At 64.7% G+C, this 16,222-nt stretch carries 19 protein-coding genes; 13 read left to right on the forward strand and 6 right to left on the reverse strand.

The genetic code is table 11. The features are described 5' to 3' along the window. Positions 1–2 precede the first annotated feature (2 nt). Entirely contained in the window at positions 3–1,589 is a 1,587-nt protein-coding gene (locus RAD16_RS29290; protein ID WP_458161296.1) for a DUF1800 domain-containing protein, read from the reverse strand. 114 nt (positions 1,590–1,703) lie between these two features. On the opposite strand from RAD16_RS29290, the gene RAD16_RS29295 reads away from it, so the two are divergent. The 3 genes from RAD16_RS29295 (at position 1,704) to RAD16_RS29305 (ending at position 3,157) form a co-directional block, all read left to right on the forward strand. Next, positions 1,704–1,901, forward strand: a complete 198-nt coding sequence (locus RAD16_RS29295; protein ID WP_458161297.1) for a cysteine-rich CWC family protein — start codon at positions 1,704–1,706, stop codon at positions 1,899–1,901. A gap of 183 nt (positions 1,902–2,084) precedes the next feature. Then, positions 2,085–2,681: a hypothetical protein gene (locus RAD16_RS29300; protein ID WP_458161298.1), complete on the forward strand. Its 597-nt coding sequence runs from the start codon at positions 2,085–2,087 to the stop codon at positions 2,679–2,681. Next, positions 2,678–3,157, forward strand: coding sequence for a hypothetical protein (locus RAD16_RS29305; RefSeq protein WP_458161300.1), 480 nt, complete (start codon positions 2,678–2,680; stop codon positions 3,155–3,157). The genes RAD16_RS29300 and RAD16_RS29305 overlap by 4 nt, the downstream gene beginning before the upstream one ends. Before the next feature lie 18 nt (positions 3,158–3,175). Here RAD16_RS29305 and RAD16_RS29310 read toward each other — a convergent pair whose 3' ends face one another. Then, on the reverse strand, positions 3,176–3,874 hold the full coding sequence (locus RAD16_RS29310; RefSeq protein ID WP_458161302.1) for a glutathione S-transferase family protein: 699 nt from the start codon (positions 3,872–3,874) through the stop codon (positions 3,176–3,178). Positions 3,875–4,069: 195 nt separating this feature from the next. Here RAD16_RS29310 and RAD16_RS29315 point away from each other — a divergent pair, with 195 nt between their 5' ends. Together RAD16_RS29315 and RAD16_RS29320 are read left to right on the forward strand one after the other, a co-directional pair. Then, on the forward strand, positions 4,070–5,185 hold the full coding sequence (locus RAD16_RS29315; RefSeq protein ID WP_458161303.1) for an MBL fold metallo-hydrolase: 1,116 nt from the start codon (positions 4,070–4,072) through the stop codon (positions 5,183–5,185). Further along, positions 5,185–5,790 (forward strand): SCO family protein, encoded by a 606-nt coding sequence (locus RAD16_RS29320; protein WP_458161304.1) that lies wholly within the window; start codon positions 5,185–5,187, stop codon positions 5,788–5,790. The genes RAD16_RS29315 and RAD16_RS29320 overlap by 1 nt, the downstream gene beginning before the upstream one ends. 25 nt (positions 5,791–5,815) lie before the next feature. Here the strand turns inward: RAD16_RS29320 and RAD16_RS29325 are convergent, their stop codons facing one another. Together RAD16_RS29325 and RAD16_RS29330 are read right to left on the reverse strand one after the other, a co-directional pair. Then, positions 5,816–6,046, reverse strand: a complete 231-nt coding sequence (locus RAD16_RS29325; RefSeq protein WP_458161305.1) for a hypothetical protein — start codon at positions 6,044–6,046, stop codon at positions 5,816–5,818. A 12-nt stretch (positions 6,047–6,058) separates the two neighbouring features. Next, positions 6,059–6,838, reverse strand: coding sequence for a TSUP family transporter (locus RAD16_RS29330; protein ID WP_458161306.1), 780 nt, complete (start codon positions 6,836–6,838; stop codon positions 6,059–6,061). A 312-nt stretch (positions 6,839–7,150) separates the two neighbouring features. Between RAD16_RS29330 and RAD16_RS29335 the strand changes: the two genes are divergently transcribed. The 4 genes from RAD16_RS29335 to uvrB all read left to right on the forward strand — a co-directional run bounded on the left by RAD16_RS29335 (position 7,151) and on the right by uvrB (position 11,808). Next, a complete protein-coding gene (locus tag RAD16_RS29335) occupies positions 7,151–8,068 on the forward strand; it encodes a LysR substrate-binding domain-containing protein (protein ID WP_458161307.1) in 918 nt (305 codons plus the stop codon). 143 nt (positions 8,069–8,211) lie between these two features. Further along, positions 8,212–8,430 carry a hypothetical protein gene (locus RAD16_RS29340; protein ID WP_458161308.1) on the forward strand — a complete coding sequence of 73 codons (219 nt, stop codon included), beginning with the start codon at positions 8,212–8,214 and terminating at the stop codon, positions 8,428–8,430. A gap of 42 nt (positions 8,431–8,472) precedes the next feature. After that, on the forward strand, positions 8,473–8,706 hold the full coding sequence (locus tag RAD16_RS29345) for a hypothetical protein (protein ID WP_458161309.1): 234 nt from the start codon (positions 8,473–8,475) through the stop codon (positions 8,704–8,706). A gap of 144 nt (positions 8,707–8,850) precedes the next feature. Further along, positions 8,851–11,808 carry an excinuclease ABC subunit UvrB gene (gene uvrB, locus RAD16_RS29350; RefSeq protein WP_458161310.1) on the forward strand — a complete coding sequence of 986 codons (2,958 nt, stop codon included), beginning with the start codon at positions 8,851–8,853 and terminating at the stop codon, positions 11,806–11,808. 444 nt (positions 11,809–12,252) lie between these two features. On the opposite strand, the gene RAD16_RS29355 is transcribed toward uvrB, so the two are convergent. Together RAD16_RS29355 and RAD16_RS29360 are read right to left on the reverse strand one after the other, a co-directional pair. Then, entirely contained in the window at positions 12,253–12,639 is a 387-nt protein-coding gene (locus tag RAD16_RS29355; protein ID WP_458161311.1) for a hypothetical protein, read from the reverse strand. Positions 12,640–12,886: 247 nt separating this feature from the next. Further along, positions 12,887–13,123 carry a hypothetical protein gene (locus tag RAD16_RS29360; protein WP_458161312.1) on the reverse strand — a complete coding sequence of 79 codons (237 nt, stop codon included), beginning with the start codon at positions 13,121–13,123 and terminating at the stop codon, positions 12,887–12,889. Positions 13,124–13,434: 311 nt separating this feature from the next. Between RAD16_RS29360 and RAD16_RS29365 the strand changes: the two genes are divergently transcribed. The 4 genes from RAD16_RS29365 (at position 13,435) to RAD16_RS29380 (ending at position 16,069) form a co-directional block, all read left to right on the forward strand. Then, positions 13,435–13,887: a nuclear transport factor 2 family protein gene (locus RAD16_RS29365; RefSeq protein WP_458161313.1), complete on the forward strand. Its 453-nt coding sequence runs from the start codon at positions 13,435–13,437 to the stop codon at positions 13,885–13,887. 77 nt (positions 13,888–13,964) lie between these two features. Next, the gene (locus RAD16_RS29370; RefSeq protein ID WP_458161314.1) at positions 13,965–14,231 is read left to right on the forward strand and encodes a hypothetical protein; all 267 of its coding nucleotides are present in this window, start codon (positions 13,965–13,967) and stop codon (positions 14,229–14,231) included. Positions 14,232–14,419: 188 nt separating this feature from the next. After that, positions 14,420–14,860, forward strand: coding sequence for a nuclear transport factor 2 family protein (locus RAD16_RS29375; RefSeq protein ID WP_458161315.1), 441 nt, complete (start codon positions 14,420–14,422; stop codon positions 14,858–14,860). A 288-nt stretch (positions 14,861–15,148) separates the two neighbouring features. Then, positions 15,149–16,069 carry a hypothetical protein gene (locus tag RAD16_RS29380; protein ID WP_458161316.1) on the forward strand — a complete coding sequence of 307 codons (921 nt, stop codon included), beginning with the start codon at positions 15,149–15,151 and terminating at the stop codon, positions 16,067–16,069. The last annotated feature ends 153 nt before the right edge of the window (positions 16,070–16,222 follow it).

Consider the following 16,222-nt stretch of genomic DNA (forward strand, 5'->3'; position numbering starts at 1 on the left):
CTTCATCTCCTCTGCATTTCCGGCGACATCAGCAAGAGCGCCAGCGCCTGCTGGCGCGACTCCGCGCGCTCGATGGTCTTGCGCGTTTCGATCGACGCCGCATCCGCGGCGGCGAATTCGAGCAGGTCGAGCGGATCGATGTTGTTGCCAAGCCGCGCGCCCATCTGCGCAGCAATGTCGAGCCTGAGCTTCATGCCTTCGGGCGCGGCCCAGGCGGCGCTGGTATCCGGAAAACCGTTCGGCCCCGCCGGCGACCACAGCGGCTGGCCCAGCAGGTTCAGATTGTTCAGATAGCCGCCCGGATCCTCCGGCACGCGCGCGAGCAACCGGCCGCTTGCGACGACGAAGTCGTAGGGCGAGCGCATCTTGGTCAACGGCGCCTTCCAGGCTTCGTCGGAATCGACCAGCGCCGCGGCAAGCGCCTTGAGGTCACCGTCCGTTTTGACGAAGACATCGCGCAACCGCGCCACGAGCGCCGGCGGCGGATCGTCGGCGACGAAGTGGCGAACGAATTTGGTCGCGATGAAATTCGCCGTCGACGGATGACGCGCGATATCGGCGAGCGCGGCTTCGCCCTGCGCGAGCCCGGTCGGCTCGTAGGTCTTGCCGAGCAGCATTTGCGGGCCCGGCTGGTGCGCATTGGCGTTGAACACGAAGGAGCCGGGCGTGCCGAGCTGCCTCTGCCGTCCGGCGAAGGTCCAGCCGGTGATGATGCGCGCGAGCGAGGTGACGTCTTCCTGCGTGTAGCCGCCGCCGACACCAAGCGTATGCAGCTCCATGATCTCGCGCGCGAGATTTTCGTTCAACCCGCGCTTGCGGTTCTGCCCCGCGCGCGAATCCGGTCCGAGCGATTGCTGGTTGTCGAGGAAGAACAGCATCGCCGGATGCTGCTCGACCGCTTTCAGCATGTCGGCGAAATGCCCGAGCACGTGCGGGCGGATCGCCTCGCGCTCGAACGCGCCGGCCCAGATCCGCGCCAGCTCGCCTTTGCTGGCAGAGATGCAGAAATGGTTGGACCAGAACACGACGAGACGTTCGGTGAAGCCGCACTCGACCAGCGTCGCACGCTGCAGCCGCGCCAGCGCCTCGGCGCGGAAGGTTTTCTGGATGACATTGAGCGGCTGCGGCGCGGGCTTTGCGGGCTGCGGCGCGGTCATGTTCGGCTGCATGGTTTCGGGCTTCGCCGAATTGTCCGCCAGCTTATTATCCGTCGGCTTGTTGTCAGCTTGTTTGGCCTCGGCCATCTGGCCGGCGATCTCGGTCGCGACCGTGTTCAGCGAGAGATTGCGGCGCAGGGCGGGCTTCTGATCGGCCGGGACCTGCGCCGCTTCGGGCGGCGTGCCGGCTTTCGCTGCAGCTTCGCGCTCCGCCTTGACCTGGTCCTGATAGGCGAACACCGCCTGGCCGAGTTGCGGTGTCGATTGCAGGCCCGGCGCCTCCAGCAGCACGCCGTTGGGGCGCGCCAGTTCCGCCTTCACGAAGCCGCGCGGATCAGACGCTGCGTTGATGAGATCGCCGGAGGCTCCGCCGCGGGCCCCGAAGCCGAAGCGGTTGAGCGCAACGAGGGCGGCTTGCGAATCGCGGGCCATCGATTTGTCCTTCGCGCCTTGCCAACCGCTTTCCGAGTCCCAGCGCGACGCCTAATATACCGCAGCGACAGATGAACCCGACATGAAAATGACGGCGCAGCTTTTGGGCAAATCATGACAATTCCGCAAGATTTCCCCCTGCCGGAACCGCGCCGCCTCGCCTGCTCCCGCTGCGGCACCGAGTTCGGCTGCGATCTCTCGGGCAAGTGCTGGTGCGCGGAGGAGACGGCAAAGCTGCCGATGCCGGTCAAGGGCGAGGATTGTCTGTGCCGGGAGTGTCTGCGGAAGGCAGCGGCGGAATCCGCGAAGTAGTCAGCGGCAACCATTACGCGTTTGGCATCTGACGAAGACCGGAATCGCGCAAGAACCGCGTAAGAGTAAAATCCGGGGATCTTCTTAGAGCTCCATTTACCTTCGCACGGCGGAACCCGTAAAATAGCACACCTCTTAACCAGACACGGCTAAGTTGCGTCCCCATCAATTCGAGTACGTCGCATGAGCCGCTTCATTCTGCTCACCTGCATGGCCTTCGTCTCCGCCTTCGTCGGCATCTCTTGGGCACTGCGCGGATTTCCCACCACTTCCTTTTCTTCGATCGCCGAACTGAGGCCGACGCTCACCACAACGTTCGGCGACGAAAGCTCCAAGGCCTATGACCGCAAGATGTGGGAAGCCGAGCACACCGCGATGAGCGACAAGAATCCGAAGCTCGACGCGCTACGCATGGACGCGTTGCAGGCCGGCACTGCCTACGCGATGTCGCCTTGCGATGACACGATGAAAGCCAATCTCATCGCGGCCACGTCGGCCTATGCGCGCGGCTACGCCAACATCTACGACTGCCCGAACCCAGCCATGGGAATGTTCTGCAGCGAGAAGAAGCGCGACCAGGCCAACGCCGCATATTCGACGCCGCTCGACGTGCGCGTCAAAGCCGCGCTCGCGGAGGCCTTCGAACAGAAGGGGGTGGTCAAGGAGGATTTCCCAGAGGACATCCGTCTTACGGTTCTGGCATTTGCAGGTCCGGGCCTGTGGTCCGATCCGTCACCGGTGTGCCTGCCGCGGCAACGCGCGACGGCGAGTCGCAAATGAACCGCATCTGGTTTATCGTCTGGGCAATCGTCATCTGGCAGATCGCAGCCTGGGCGTTCGCGCCCGAGCCAAAGGCCCGGTCAGCGGCCCCGATCGACGGTCCGGGATACGGCACCAACGAAAAATATTCGGTGGACGGGAGAGTGAGACAGCGTGAGAGCGCCATCATCACGCTGGAACGGCCTTATGGCGTCCGCTGCACGGGCGAGGGCAGAAAGCAGTTCATCAACGGCATCGATGAATACTACTATCAGCGCCAGAACCAGATGGAGCGCTATCCCGAAACGTTCGGCAAGCCCGGTGCCGACTACATCGCAAAACAATGGTCGACGAGTGAGGACAGGCGCATCGAGCGCCTGACTCAGGAGGCATATGCGCAAGGCTATTTCACGCTCGCTGACTTGAACAACGTCGCGCGCAAGCTGGTCGAAATCGTCGTGAGGAATGAGCGCGTCACGGCCAAAGCCTGCGGGTGACGAAAGTCGCGTGCAGTCTCACACTGGATACCCCGGCGATTTCCGCGCCATGCCGTCGAACGCATCGAGCAGCTTTTCGCGCCAGGCATAGACGAGATCATCGGCTTCAAGCAGTTTGAACGGGCTCACCACACGCGCCCATTGAAAGCCGCCGAACACGATGTAGTCGGCATAGTTCGGCGCGCTGCCGCCGATGAACAGCTGCTTCTTCAGAGTTTGCCGCAGCACCTCGAGCGACTTGCGGAACGCGATCACGCCGGTGTCGCGGCTGGCCATGATCTCTTCGAGGCGCTTGCCGCCGAAACGCGCCTCGCGCGACTGACGGAAATAGGCGGCGTCGACCTCGGCCAGGTTCTTCGGGATGTCGGCGATGATCAGCGGAAAGATGCCGCCGACGATGGCGATGTCGCCCCACGCATTGATCATGCGCGCCATGGCGCGCCCACCCTCGCCGCCGAACAGTGACGGGGCGTCAGGAAAATTGTCTTCGAGATAGTTCGCGATCGCCCAGGAATCGACCACGGGCTTGTCGTGATGCAGCAGCACAGGGACCTTCTCCGAGCCGTGCGGCGCGATCGCGCTTTTCTCGGTGAAGCGCCAGGGCAGCGTCTCCGCCGCCAGTCCCTTGTGCGCCAGCGCCATCCGCGTGCGCCAGCAATACGGGCTGAAGGGACGCTCTGCGTCGGTGCCGACGAGTTCGAACAGTTTCACTGACATGATCAATTCCCATTGCTGCTACTGCCGAACAGAGTAGCCTTCATGGCAGGGAGCGCAAGAAAGCCGTCCCGTCGCCGGTGTCGGGGTGTGACCCGACGGCCTCGCTGGCCTCCGCGCCGGACCGGCCGCACCTTGTTGAGCCGGCCCCGGATTGGACCTAAGCTCGGGGCATTTCAAACAACGGGAGGCATTGCAATGACGAGGACCATTCCCCGGCGCGATTTCCTTCTCGGCTCGGCTGCATTGGCCGGAGCAGCAGCCGCAAATGCCTTCACCTGTGTCGAGATCGCGAACGCAGCGCCGATCGCCGTCCCGACCGTCGACAAGCTCTCGATCCGTGTGTTGGTGGATTCGAGTTTCGATCTGTTCTTTCGCCCCAAGCAGATCAACGGCGTCTCGATCGCACCGGCTGCGCGCGGCGGTGATTTCCGCAAATCGCTGCACAATGAATGGGGCCTGTCGCTGTGGCTGGAATCCGAGGGCGGCGGCAACCAGCGCACGCTGATGCTGGACTACGGCTACACGCCGGAGGTCCTGCTCAACAACATGGCGCTGATCGGCGTCGATCCGGCCAAGCTCAATGCGCTGATCGTCAGCCACGGCCACTATGATCATTTCGGTGGCCTGAACGGCCTCCTCGACAAATTCCGCGACAAGCTGCCCGCCGACCTCAAGCTCTATGCGGGCGGGGAGGACAATTTCTGCCATCGCGTCAACCCGACGCCGACGCAGGGGCAATTCGCCGATTTCGGCACCCTCGACCGCCGGCAGCTCGCGGCGCAGAAGGTGGCGACCGTGCTGTGCGAAACGCCGACCGTGATCGCGGACCATGCCTTCACCACCGGCAAGATCAACCGCCGCAGCAGCGAGCGCGTGCTGCCGAACACCCTGGTCGAGTTCGGCATCAAGGACGGGCTGGGCTGCAATGTCGGCCACTATTTACCCGCGGAGATGGAGGGCAAGATCGTGCCGGACGAGCACATTCACGAGCACGCCACCTGCTTCAATGTGCGGGATCTCGGGCTCGTCGTGATCTCGTCCTGCGGCCATGTCGGCATCGTCAATTCGGTGAAGCAGGCGCAGGAGGTGTCGGGCATCCAGAAGGTGCACGCCATCGTCGGCGGCTTCCATCTCGGCCCGGCACCCAAGGACTACCTCACGCAGGTCGTGAGCGAGATCAAGGCGCTCAATCCCGACGTCGTGGTGCCCATGCATTGCAGCGGACTCAACTTCGCACAGGAAGCCAATGCCCAGATGGAAGGCAAGGTGGTGGTGACGACGACGGGCAGCCGCCTCACCTTCGGGCTGTGATGCGGGCTGCCGGCGCCTGGCTGTGCGTGATGCTGACGCTCGCCTGCGCGGGACCGGCGCAGGCGCGCTCGGCCGCGGAGACCATGGACATCCTGATGTGGAATCGGGAGCCGGTCGGCGGACCGTTTGAGCTGATCGACCACACCGGCAAGCCGCGCAGCGACCGCGACTTTCGCGGCCATCTGATGCTGGTCTATTTCGGCTTCACCTATTGCCCCGACGTCTGTCCGACCGACCTCATGGCGATCGGACAGGCGCTCGAGCAGCTCGGACCGGAGGCCGACGCCGTGCAGCCGGTCTTCATCACCCTCGATCCCGAACGCGACACGGCAGAGCATCTCGCCGAATACGTGCCGCTGTTTCATCCGCGGCTGCTCGGCCTGACCGGCAGCCTGGACGCGATCGCGGCAGCGGCAAAGACCTACAAGGTCTATTTTGCCAAAATCCCGATCGGCAAGGACGGCGGCGACTACACGGTCGACCATACGTCCTTCATCTATCTCATGGACCGCGACGGGAAATATCTCGGCTTCTTTCCGCCGGGCACTTCCGCCGAGCGCATGGTCGAGATCATCCGGTCACGCCTTGCAGCGCCTTCGCGCTAGCGCTCCGGCGGGCGCAAGTCGAAACTCACCGCCCGTTGGTCCGCAAAAACCGCTCGCCGCCTTCCGTCACCGCGATCACCAGGCCGAGGCCTGCGATCGTCTCGCGGGCGACGTAGCCGCGCTCGGCGGCGTCTTCCCAGATGGTGAGGCGCGGGCACGAGGTCTTCCAGGTCGAAATCACCTCGGCATAGGCGCGCGGCTCGCGCGCGATCCATTCGACGAAGTCCAGCACCAGCGGATCGGCGGTCTCGCTCATTGCAAACCTCCCTTATTGTAGGCCACCTTTGGCAAGGGCCGCCAGCACCGGCGTACGCAGCAGGAGCCAGCCGCCATGGGCGACATAGTAGCAGGCGATGGTGGTGATCAGCTTGTTCGACCACGCGATGAATTGCTGGTCGGTCATGGCTTCGAGGATGCGCCGCGCCAGCGTGGTGCCGAGCATCGAGGCTGCAATCGCGACGCCGGCGAGCACGGGATCGAGGCTCGCGGCCTGGTCGATGACGCCGCCGAAATAGATCAGCTTTGTAAAATGGCTGACGAGCTGGCACATCGCCTTGGTCGCCACCTTCTCGCGGCGGCCGAAATCGCCGCCAAGGAAGAAGGTGTCGAGCAGCGGGCCGGAGACGCCCGTCATCAGCATCAGGCCCATGCAGATCGTGCCGTAGACCGTGCCCTGCCAGAGACGGTCGGGATCCGGCTTGATATTTGACGGCGCCAGGCGCGCCATGAACGGGGTGACGCCGAGCAGCAGCAGCGCCGTCGGTTTGTCCGGCACGTAGCGGGTCAGCGACCAGGCCGCGAGCGCGATGGCAGCGCCGACCATATAGTTCGCCACCGGCCGCCAGCGGATATGGGCGCGCCACAGAAACGCGCGCCAGCCGTTCGAGGCCATCTGCGTGATCGCATGCAGCACCATCGCGGTCGGCAGCGGCATCAGGGCCAGCAGCACGCCGATCAGGATCAGCCCGCCCGCCATGCCGAACAGCCCCGACAGGAACGCGGTGGCGACCATCAGCAATCCAAGGGCAGCGATCATGATGGGCGTCACGAAGGGATCCTCCTGTGGTGGGCACGTAAGGGACGCAAGCTGCCTGCACGCCCTCTCCCCGCTTGCGGGGAGAGGGCGGGGTGAGGGGGAGCCTCCGCGGGGACGGTGATGGTGAGACTTGCGGAGAGTCCCCCTCACCCGGAATTTGCTGACGCAAATTCCGGCCTCTCCCCGCAAGCGGGGAGAGGCGAAGAGCACCCGCGCCAGCCCGAAACACAACTTGGAATGACTCTCATTCTTGTGCCCCGCTTGCCCCGCCTTCGCAAACTGAGTTATCTTGCCCTGGCATCAGCTTTCCTGAGGGTGGATCATTTGCGGCGGCTGCTGTTTCTCAACGGCATCAAGGCATTCGAGGCGGCGGCGCGGGCCGGCAGCTTTGCCGCGGCCGGGCTCGAGCTCAGCGTATCCGCGGCCGCCGTCAGCCGCATGGTGCATCTGCTGGAAGAGCGGCTCGGCGTCGCGCTGTTCGAGCGCAAGGCCAACAAGCTCGTGCTGACGCAGGCCGGCCGCGCCTATCAGAGCGGGCTGACGCCGATCTTCGATGCGCTCGCAAGCCTCACCGCGCAGGTGACGGCACCCTCCGGCGTGCGCGTGCTCACCATCGGCGTCGGCCACACCTTTGCGATGCGCTGGCTGATCCCGCGCCTGTCGGAGTTTCGCAGCGAGGAGCCCGACATCGAGGTGCGCTTCACCACCGGCGGCGCCCTCGTGCCGTTCGGCGAGGACTGGAACTGCGGCATCAAGCTCGGCACTGGCGACTGGCCGGGGCTGGTGGCGGAGCCACTGTTCGCCGGCGATCTCACACCGGTCTGCGTGCCCCGCCTGGCGAGCGGGCTGAAGCGTCCGGCCGATCTGAAGGGACCGAGCCTGATCCGCGTCGCGCATTCGCCCGAGGACTGGCCGATCTGGCTGAAGGCCGCAAACCTCGCCCGCATCAACGCGCGCGGGCCGGAGTTCCAGTTCTACGGCCAGGCGCTCCAGGCTGCCGCCGACGGGCTCGGCATCGCCATGGGCATCCGGCCCTATATCGACGACGACCTCGCTGCCGGCAGGCTGGTCGCGCCGTTCGACCTCTCGGTGCCCAAGGGCATGCGCTGGTACCTGCTCTATCGCAGTTTCCAGACCGAGCAGCGCGATTTCGCCGCGTTCCGCCGCTGGATCATGCGTGCGGCCGCCGAGCCCGCGGCCCGGCCGATGAAGCGGATCGGCCGTTCCGCCGCGCGGAACTGACGCTTGACAGTTCCCTTGGCCGGCAAAAAAGCCGGCCGCTTGTGAACGGCTTCACATCCCGAAATCCGCAAACGTGGTCCCTTGACCCTCCAACAAGGCGCTCGAGCAACACACTCGAACAAGACTCTCTGGGGACTACACACATGACGACCATCTACGACGGCTTTGACATCGAATCCTTCGAGGCCGGCAAAGGCCTCTGGCACGCCCGTATTCGCCGTGCCGATTTCAGCCCGGTTGCCATCGACGGCGTGCTGTTTCCGGCCATGGAAGTCGGTTTCGCCTGGCCCGACCGCGACGCGGCGATCCGCGATGCCAAGCATCACATCGATCGCTTCCGCCGGCGGGCCGACGACGAATAGGCGAGCCACTCATCATAGTGCGGCGTAGCAGAGGAACCGTTGATGTCGCATTTCGAGATCGAAGAGACCCAGCCGCTCGCCAGATCGTACGCACAGTCGGTGTTATCGAATTGCCCCGAATGCGGCGGCGATCTCACGGTGCTCCGTGTGATCGGCGGCCGCGCCGGGTGCGAGTACTGGACCATGCGCTGCACCGATTGCGGCGGCATCCATCTCGACATCCTCAACCCGCAAGTGACGACCGGGGATGACGAGGGGCCGCTGCCGGCGGCGTAAGGCTCACGGGACGCACCAAAACTGATCGCGCAAAAGATCGGGGTGGCGGCGTAACCGCCCCTGCTGCCAACCTGCTGTCAGCAGCCTGAGCACGGACGGGCATTCGCCCTTTTCCGAGCGGCGGACTCGTCCCATATTCGGGGCATGGCGAAGAAACCTGCTCCCCCAAAATCCCCCAAAACCAAGGCCCCGAATTCGAAGGCACATCGGCCCGATGTGCAGCCGATCGGGCCGGCGCTGGCCGAATTGCTCAATCCCGCGATCAATCGCGGCGATGCCGGGCTGGGATCGGGCACGGGCCTGCAGCCGCCGCCGGACAATTCGCGGGACCGCCGCGCCGGTGGCGAGGCGGCCGCCCATCGCGCCCGCGCGTCGACGCCGAAGGAGTTTCCGCAGGACGCCACGAAGCCGATGCCGCTGCGGCCCAACGCGCAGCCGGCGGGGGCTCGCGCGTCCACCGAAGGTTTCGACGAGGCGCCGCAGGCCAATTACGGCACCGCGGCCACGATCCCGACGCTCGATCCGGAACTGGCCCGGCAACTCGGCCTTCCCACCGAGGAGGACGACGCCGAAGCGCTGGCGCGGCCGCCGCGCTCCAAGATGGAGGCGCTCGGCGTCAAGGCCACCGCGGACGCGCTGGAATCGCTGATCCGCGAGGGCCGGCCGGAGTTCCGCAAGGATGACGGCTCCACCAAAGTGTGGACCCCGCATCGACCGCCGCGGCCGGAAAAGTCCGAAGGCGGCGTGCGCTTCGAAATCAAATCGTCCTACGAGCCGCGCGGCGACCAGCCGACCGCGATCGCCGAGCTGGTCGAGGGCATCCAGCGCAACGACCGCTCCCAGGTGCTGCTCGGCGTCACCGGCTCCGGCAAAACCTACACCATGGCCAAGGTGATCGAGGCGACGCAGCGCCCCGCCATCATCCTGGCGCCGAACAAGACGCTCGCCGCCCAGCTCTATGGCGAGTTCAAGAACTTCTTCCCCGACAATGCGGTCGAGTACTTCGTCTCGTATTACGACTACTATCAGCCGGAAGCCTACGTCCCGCGCACCGACACCTATATCGAGAAGGACTCCTCCATCAACGAGCAGATCGACCGCATGCGCCATTCGGCGACGCGCGCGCTGCTCGAACGCGACGACGTCATCATCGTCGCGTCGGTGTCCTGCATCTACGGTATCGGCTCGGTCGAGACCTATACCGCGATGACCTTCGCGCTGAAGAAGGGCGAGCGCATCGACCAGCGCCAGCTCATCGCCGACCTCGTCGCGCTCCAGTACAAGCGCACCCAGGCCGATTTTACCCGCGGCACCTTCCGCGTGCGCGGCGACGTCATCGACATCTTCCCGGCGCACTATGAAGACCGCGCCTGGCGCGTGAATCTGTTCGGCGACACCATCGAGAATATCGAGGAGTTCGATCCGCTCACCGGCCACAAGCAGGACGAGCTCGAATTCATCAAGATGTACGCCAACTCGCACTATGTGACGCCGCGCCCGACGCTGGTGCAGGCGATCAAATCGATCAAGTCCGAGCTGAAGATGCGGCTCGACCAGTTGAACAACCAGGGCCGCCTGCTGGAAGCACAGCGGCTGGAGCAGCGCACCACCTTCGATCTCGAGATGATGGAAGCGACGGGAAGCTGCGCCGGCATCGAGAACTACTCGCGCTATCTCACCGGGCGCCTGCCCGGCGAGCCGCCGCCGACGCTGTTCGAATACGTGCCCGACAACGCGCTGGTGTTCGCCGACGAAAGCCACGTCACGGTGCCGCAGATCGGCGGCATGTTCCGCGGCGACTTCCGCCGCAAGGCGACGCTGGCCGAATACGGCTTCCGCCTGCCCTCGTGCATGGACAACCGCCCGCTCCGCTTCGAGGAATGGGACATGATGCGGCCGCAGACGGTTGCGGTGTCGGCGACACCCGGCGGCTGGGAGCTGAACGAGAGCGGCGGCGTGTTCGTCGAGCAGGTCATTCGCCCGACGGGACTGATTGATCCTCCGGTCGACATCCGCCCCGCCCGCACCCAGGTCGACGATCTCGTCGGCGAAGTCCGCGCCACCGCGCAGGCCGGCTATCGCTCGCTGATCACGGTACTCACAAAACGCATGGCGGAGGACCTCACCGAATATCTGCATGAGCAGGGCATTCGCGTCCGCTACATGCACAGCGACATCGACACCATCGAGCGCATCGAGATCATCCGCGATCTTCGTCTGGGCGCCTTCGATGCGCTGGTCGGCATCAACCTGCTCCGCGAAGGCCTCGACATCCCCGAATGCGCGCTGGTCGCGATTCTCGATGCCGACAAGGAAGGTTTCCTGCGCAGCGAGACCTCGCTGATCCAGACCATCGGCCGCGCCGCGCGCAACGTCGACGGCAAGGTGATCCTTTATGCCGACAGCATGACCGGCTCGATGGAGCGCGCCATCGCCGAGACCAACCGGCGTCGCGAAAAGCAGGTCGAGTACAATACCGCCAACGGCATCACGCCGGAGAGCGTGAAAAAACAGATCGGCGACATCCTCAACTCCGTCTACGAGCGCGACCACGTGCTGGTCGAGGTCGGCGGTCACGACATGACCGACGACGTCATCTCGATCGGCCACAATTTCGAAGCCGTGCTCGCCGATCTGGAGACACGGATGCGCGAGGCCGCCGCCGACCTGAACTTCGAGGAAGCCGCCCGCCTGCGCGACGAGGTCAAGCGCCTGCGCGCCACCGAGCTCGCCGTCGTCGACGACCCCACCGCGAAGCAGCGCGCCGTCGCCGGCAAGGCCGGAGCCTATGCCGGCGCGAAGAAGTACGGCGACGCCGCGAACCTGCCCGTCAGCGCGATGAAGAAAAAGACCGTGAGCTCCGCGCTGAAAGCCAGCGGCGGCGGCAGCGGCTCCAAGGTCCACAAGCCGCATCTCGACGAGATGCACGGCCCGGAGTCCCTGCCCTATCGCGAGAACCCGAGCCTGCCGTCCAAGCCGTTCGGCAGCACCAGCCGGATCATCCAGCCGACGGATTCGCGGCAGTCGGGCCCGGAGTTCGGGCCCGCGCCGAAGTCGACGGGCGGAGCGCCGGGACGACGGGGTGGGTGGAAGAAGAGGTAGGGGCGGCACATCCGCGCGTGACGTGGTGGCGGATTCTCAGATGCGCAATTGCGCATCATAGCTCGCCGCTTTGCGGCACCCCCGAATGACGCGCGGAGAAATCTCGGCGCTCGCCCCGCAATCGTCGCCAGCAGCGAGAGCGGCAGCACCGACGCCGTGAGCTGCAGCGAGGTCGCGGGCTTGACACGCCAGCAGCCAATCTTTTCGGAGAAGAACAGGCTCGCGTCGAAGGCCGAGCCGACCGCGACGACCAAGATGCTGTAGAAGATCGACGCCAGCGCGATGGTGAGCACGGGGCTGCTGCCGCGGTGATCTCCCAGCAACTTCACCATCAGTGACGCCGCGGCGAAGATCGGAAAACCTTGAAGGATCGTGGTGAGGGCAAAGCCTTCGAGCCAGTTGAGCGCACCGGCTTTCGACGCGGCGATAAAGGGCATGGCGCCCTCACCCCACGCTCGCTGTCACCACGGCCATCACCGACAGCAGCAGCACGATGGTCATGAGCTGGAGCGAAGCGACCGGCTGGGTGCGCCAGGTCGTGATCTTGTCGGCGAGCGAGAGATGGGCCTCGAAGAATTTCGGTTCGTAGACGGTCTTGAAGAAGGCGGGGAAGCCCGGGCCCAAGGTCACCGCGAGCAGCGCGTGCATCAGGGAGGCGATGGCGACGAAGATGGCGACGCCGGGGTCGCCGACGAGGTCGTGGTTGCCGACGAGCTTGAGCAGGAAGGCGGCGGCCGCGAAGGTCGGGAAGCTCTGCAGGATCGCGGTCAGCGCAAGGCCTTCGAGCACATTGTGCAGGCGGGACTTTCTCGCGGCGGCGATGGCGGCCATGACATGTCTCCAGATGACATGGACATGACGTTAGCCGGGGCGACAGAGGCGCGATGTGAGGAGGGTCACGCGGTAACTGGTCAGCTCGCCCCGCTTGCGGGGAGAGGTCGGATTGCATCGAAGATGCAATCCGGGTGAGGGGGACTCTCCGCGAGTGTAACTGTCACCGTCCCCGGGGAGACTCCCCCTCACCCCAACCCTCTCCCCGCAAGCGGGGCGAGGGAGCAGGCCCCGATGGCACGGGAAGCTAAAGCTTCCCCTGCCCATTCACCTGGCCCTGCTGTTGCTGCTGCTTCTCCTGCTCCTTGGCGTGATGACGGCCGTAGAGGCAGCCGGCGGCAGCGCCCAACACGCCGTGATGACCGGCATAGTGGCCGGCGACGCCACCGACGACGGCGCCCTTGATGCAGCCCTTGGCGTTGGCGGCGGAGCCGGCGCCGAGCATGAGAAGCGCGGCGGTGACGGCAAGAAGCTTGGATTTCATGGGTCGATGTCTCCGGATGCGATATCCGATGCAATGTCCTGGCATCAACGAACGCCGACAGGTCCGGGTTCCCTTGCGCGCAGCACGGCAAGACGCGTCTGGCAATATGCGTGCGGCGTCATCGCGAGACGCGAAATGCCGCACGAATTCGTGCACACGAATATGCGCGCAACCCGCAATTGCACCCCCATGAACCAGGCGTTGTGCTCGCGCGTCTCAAGCTGCAATGAGCCCTGTGTTTTTGCGGATTGATGAACCGTCAAGCCGCACGATAGCGTTTGCAATCCACGGCCTATGAGGGCGGGAGCAGCATGACGGTTGAATCGCTGAACAGGCAGCGCGTGCTGCATCTGCTCGACAGCTTTGCGCGCGGCGATCTCGAGACCGCGCTGTCGTGCTGCACCGACGACGTCGACTTCCTCACCCACGCGCCGATCGACGTGCTGCCGCATATGGTGCCGCGCCACGGCAAGGCCGAATTGCGCGGGCTCTGGCAGACGATCTGGTCGCGCTATTCGGAGATCCGCTACAAGGCGCCGCACATCCTCGCCGACGGCGACGAGGTCGCGACCTACATGCACACTTATTTCAAGAAGCGCAGCAACGAGCGCCTCGTGCAGTTCGACATGGCGGTGTTCTACACCTTCCGCGGCGGACTGGTGGCGCAGATTCGCGAAATCATCGATTCCTACGATCTGGTGCAGCAGGTGCTGGAGCGCGAGATCGGGCCGTTGATCACGGGTGCAAGGGTGGATGGGGTTTAGCGTCGCATTTTGAACCTCCCTCCCGGCCGGCCAGACCCATCCCCCAGAGCGTTGTGCACGCCGGCTGGGGGTTGCTGATGAAGGTCGTGTTGCTTGCATTGTTGGGGCTGTTTTTGGGTGCGCTCGGCGGAGCGGCGCTCGGCGTCGGGGCCGGGCTCGCCTTTGTCGAGATCGCGCACACCACGAGCTTCGAGGGCTATAGCGGCATGCTGGTGTTCTTCACCTTCATGCCGCTGGGGGCTGTGATCGGCGGGATCGGCGGCGCAGTGACGTTCGGCCTGCTGGCGCTGCGGGACGACGCGATTGCAATCGAGCGGGAACCCGCAGGCAATAGAGACCGGTAGGATTACGGGGTTCTATTGTAAATCTCACAAAGAGCCATCAATTGTGCATTGCAAAAACGTGAATTGCGTTTTGGCCGAAACATCCTATTTTATTTGTATACGAATGAGTTGAGCGGCCCCGGGGCACATTGCAGTGCATGGGGTTGTTTTCCGTTTTCTCCGTAAAGCCAGCGTCAGGACTGCCCAAAATGACAGAGCACAGCCTCTGGCGTTTCTCGCGCGCATTGCACCGCGCGATCAACGACCGGCATTTCGAGGACATCGAGACCCTGATCGACGAGGACGTCGAGTGGGCGCTCTACGGCCCGATCGACATGTTTCCGTTCCTCGGCGCGCGCCAGGGCAAAGACGCCGTGCTCGACGTCATCCATCAGCTCGCCGACAATTTTCAGGTCCGCCGCTTCGACCGCGAGAGCATCATGCTGGGCGTGGATTCCGCCGCCTCGATGCTGCGCTATTCGCTGACAGCGCTGGATTCCAACAAGCCGATCTCGCTGCGGGTGGCACAGTTCGCCCAGTTCAGGGCCGGCAAGCTGATCAGCATGCGCGTGCTGATCGACACCTTTGATCTGGTCGAGCAGGCACTCGGCCGCGCCATTCATCTACCGAAGATGACCAGCGTCGGCTGAGGGGGACGCCAACGGGTCCCGCTTTCGGGACCGGTGACAAGGCTGCCGCGACGTCCTGGCCTCCAGCCCCGCCGGATGCCGTCGCAGGCAAAGCCGTCATCGGGCGCGCGCCTTTCGCGCGGCCCGTTGGTTCACGTCCCAAAGAGCGTCTCAAGGCCAGCCTGCAAAGGCGAGCCGCCACAATTTCGCAACGATAGATCAGCATTCTGAAGGCGGAATGGCGCATGGTCATCACCGATGGCCGGTATATATTATCGGCCAGAATGCGCAGGGCTCGCGGGCAGGACGATGGAATTCTCGACAGGTTTTGGCTGGACCAGGCTGCCGGTGCTGGCGGCCGCGTTCATCTTGGGCTCGGTGCTGACGGTCTCGGCGCAGATCATTCCGCCCTTCTCTCCCGGCCCGGCCGCGCCCGACGAGGAGGCCGAGGCCGAGACAGCGGAGGCCCCTAACGTCAACGATCCCGACGTGATGAAGGGCATCGACGTCGACAAGCTCGACTGGAGCCAGCTCGCCATCGACGCCGGCACGCTCAACGACATCATCGCCGCCAAGAAGCGCGCTCAAGCCGCGGCCAAGAGCGGGCTGAACTGGTCGTCGAACGCTAACACCAATGGCTCCTCGGCCGTGACCGTGAAGCAATCGGTGTTCGAGTTCTGGGACACGCGGATCGGCGCCGATATGACGGTGGCGAACGAGCCGCGGACGATGTCCGAGCTGCTGGCGCAGAAGGCCGCCAATGGCGGCAACCTGCCGCAATCCTCCGGCAGCGCCTGGGCAGCCGCGACCGCGCCGGGCGCGGGCCAGATCTGGGACAAGACCGCGGTGGAAGCCCGCGTCGATCCCGGCTCCGAGCAGAGCAAGATCGGGGCCTCGCTGACCAAGTCGATGCCGCTGTCAGGCGACACGTCGCTGACGCTGCAGAACGGCTACAGTGTCAACCAGCAGGGCACCACCGCCGTCCCCGGCATCGGCGGGCACATCACGCGCAATTACGAGACCGACCAGACCGCCAAGGTGACAATCACCGACACCGGCACCAGCATCACCGCCGGCCAGACGCTGTCGACCACCGACGACAAATGGCTGCGCAAGGTCGGCGCCGAGCAGAAGCTGTTCGACAACGTCACCGTCTCCGGCTCGGTCGGCGAGACTTCGCAGGGCGCGATCAACAAGAGCGTGACGGCCGGCTTCAAGAAGAGCTGGTAGCCAACGCTCGCCTCCCTCCCCTCATCCCTCTTATGTCCCAAGTCAAGGGGGGAGGCATGAGGAAGGGTTGTCTCCCGGACGTCCGAAAGAAGTGTGAGTGGGATGATCGTGCAAGGGTGGAAGCAGAACCCTGAGACGTCGGTCAACAAGCTC

It is taken from the genome of Bradyrhizobium sp. 18BD (genome assembly GCF_054185225.1).

Excerpts from the sequence above, each read along its gene's own strand:
- RAD16_RS29355 (WP_458161311.1), bottom strand. The coding sequence starts at position 12,639 with ATGGCCGCCATCGCCGCCGCGAGAAAGTCCCGCCTGCACAATGTGCTC.
- RAD16_RS29340 (WP_458161308.1), top strand. The coding sequence starts at position 8,212 with ATGACGACCATCTACGACGGCTTTGACATCGAATCCTTCGAGGCCGGC.
- RAD16_RS29295 (WP_458161297.1), top strand. The coding sequence starts at position 1,704 with ATGACAATTCCGCAAGATTTCCCCCTGCCGGAACCGCGCCGCCTCGCC.
- RAD16_RS29345 (WP_458161309.1), top strand. The coding sequence starts at position 8,473 with ATGTCGCATTTCGAGATCGAAGAGACCCAGCCGCTCGCCAGATCGTAC.
- RAD16_RS29370 (WP_458161314.1), top strand. The coding sequence starts at position 13,965 with ATGAAGGTCGTGTTGCTTGCATTGTTGGGGCTGTTTTTGGGTGCGCTC.
- RAD16_RS29375 (WP_458161315.1), top strand. The coding sequence starts at position 14,420 with ATGACAGAGCACAGCCTCTGGCGTTTCTCGCGCGCATTGCACCGCGCG.
- RAD16_RS29310 (WP_458161302.1), bottom strand. The coding sequence starts at position 3,874 with ATGTCAGTGAAACTGTTCGAACTCGTCGGCACCGACGCAGAGCGTCCC.
- RAD16_RS29325 (WP_458161305.1), bottom strand. The coding sequence starts at position 6,046 with ATGAGCGAGACCGCCGATCCGCTGGTGCTGGACTTCGTCGAATGGATC.
- RAD16_RS29305 (WP_458161300.1), top strand. The coding sequence starts at position 2,678 with ATGAACCGCATCTGGTTTATCGTCTGGGCAATCGTCATCTGGCAGATC.
- RAD16_RS29380 (WP_458161316.1), top strand. The coding sequence starts at position 15,149 with ATGGAATTCTCGACAGGTTTTGGCTGGACCAGGCTGCCGGTGCTGGCG.
- RAD16_RS29300 (WP_458161298.1), top strand. The coding sequence starts at position 2,085 with ATGAGCCGCTTCATTCTGCTCACCTGCATGGCCTTCGTCTCCGCCTTC.
- RAD16_RS29290 (WP_458161296.1), bottom strand. The coding sequence starts at position 1,589 with ATGGCCCGCGATTCGCAAGCCGCCCTCGTTGCGCTCAACCGCTTCGGC.
- RAD16_RS29320 (WP_458161304.1), top strand. The coding sequence starts at position 5,185 with ATGCGGGCTGCCGGCGCCTGGCTGTGCGTGATGCTGACGCTCGCCTGC.
- RAD16_RS29365 (WP_458161313.1), top strand. The coding sequence starts at position 13,435 with ATGACGGTTGAATCGCTGAACAGGCAGCGCGTGCTGCATCTGCTCGAC.
- RAD16_RS29315 (WP_458161303.1), top strand. The coding sequence starts at position 4,070 with ATGACGAGGACCATTCCCCGGCGCGATTTCCTTCTCGGCTCGGCTGCA.
- uvrB (WP_458161310.1), top strand. The coding sequence starts at position 8,851 with ATGGCGAAGAAACCTGCTCCCCCAAAATCCCCCAAAACCAAGGCCCCG.
- RAD16_RS29360 (WP_458161312.1), bottom strand. The coding sequence starts at position 13,123 with ATGAAATCCAAGCTTCTTGCCGTCACCGCCGCGCTTCTCATGCTCGGC.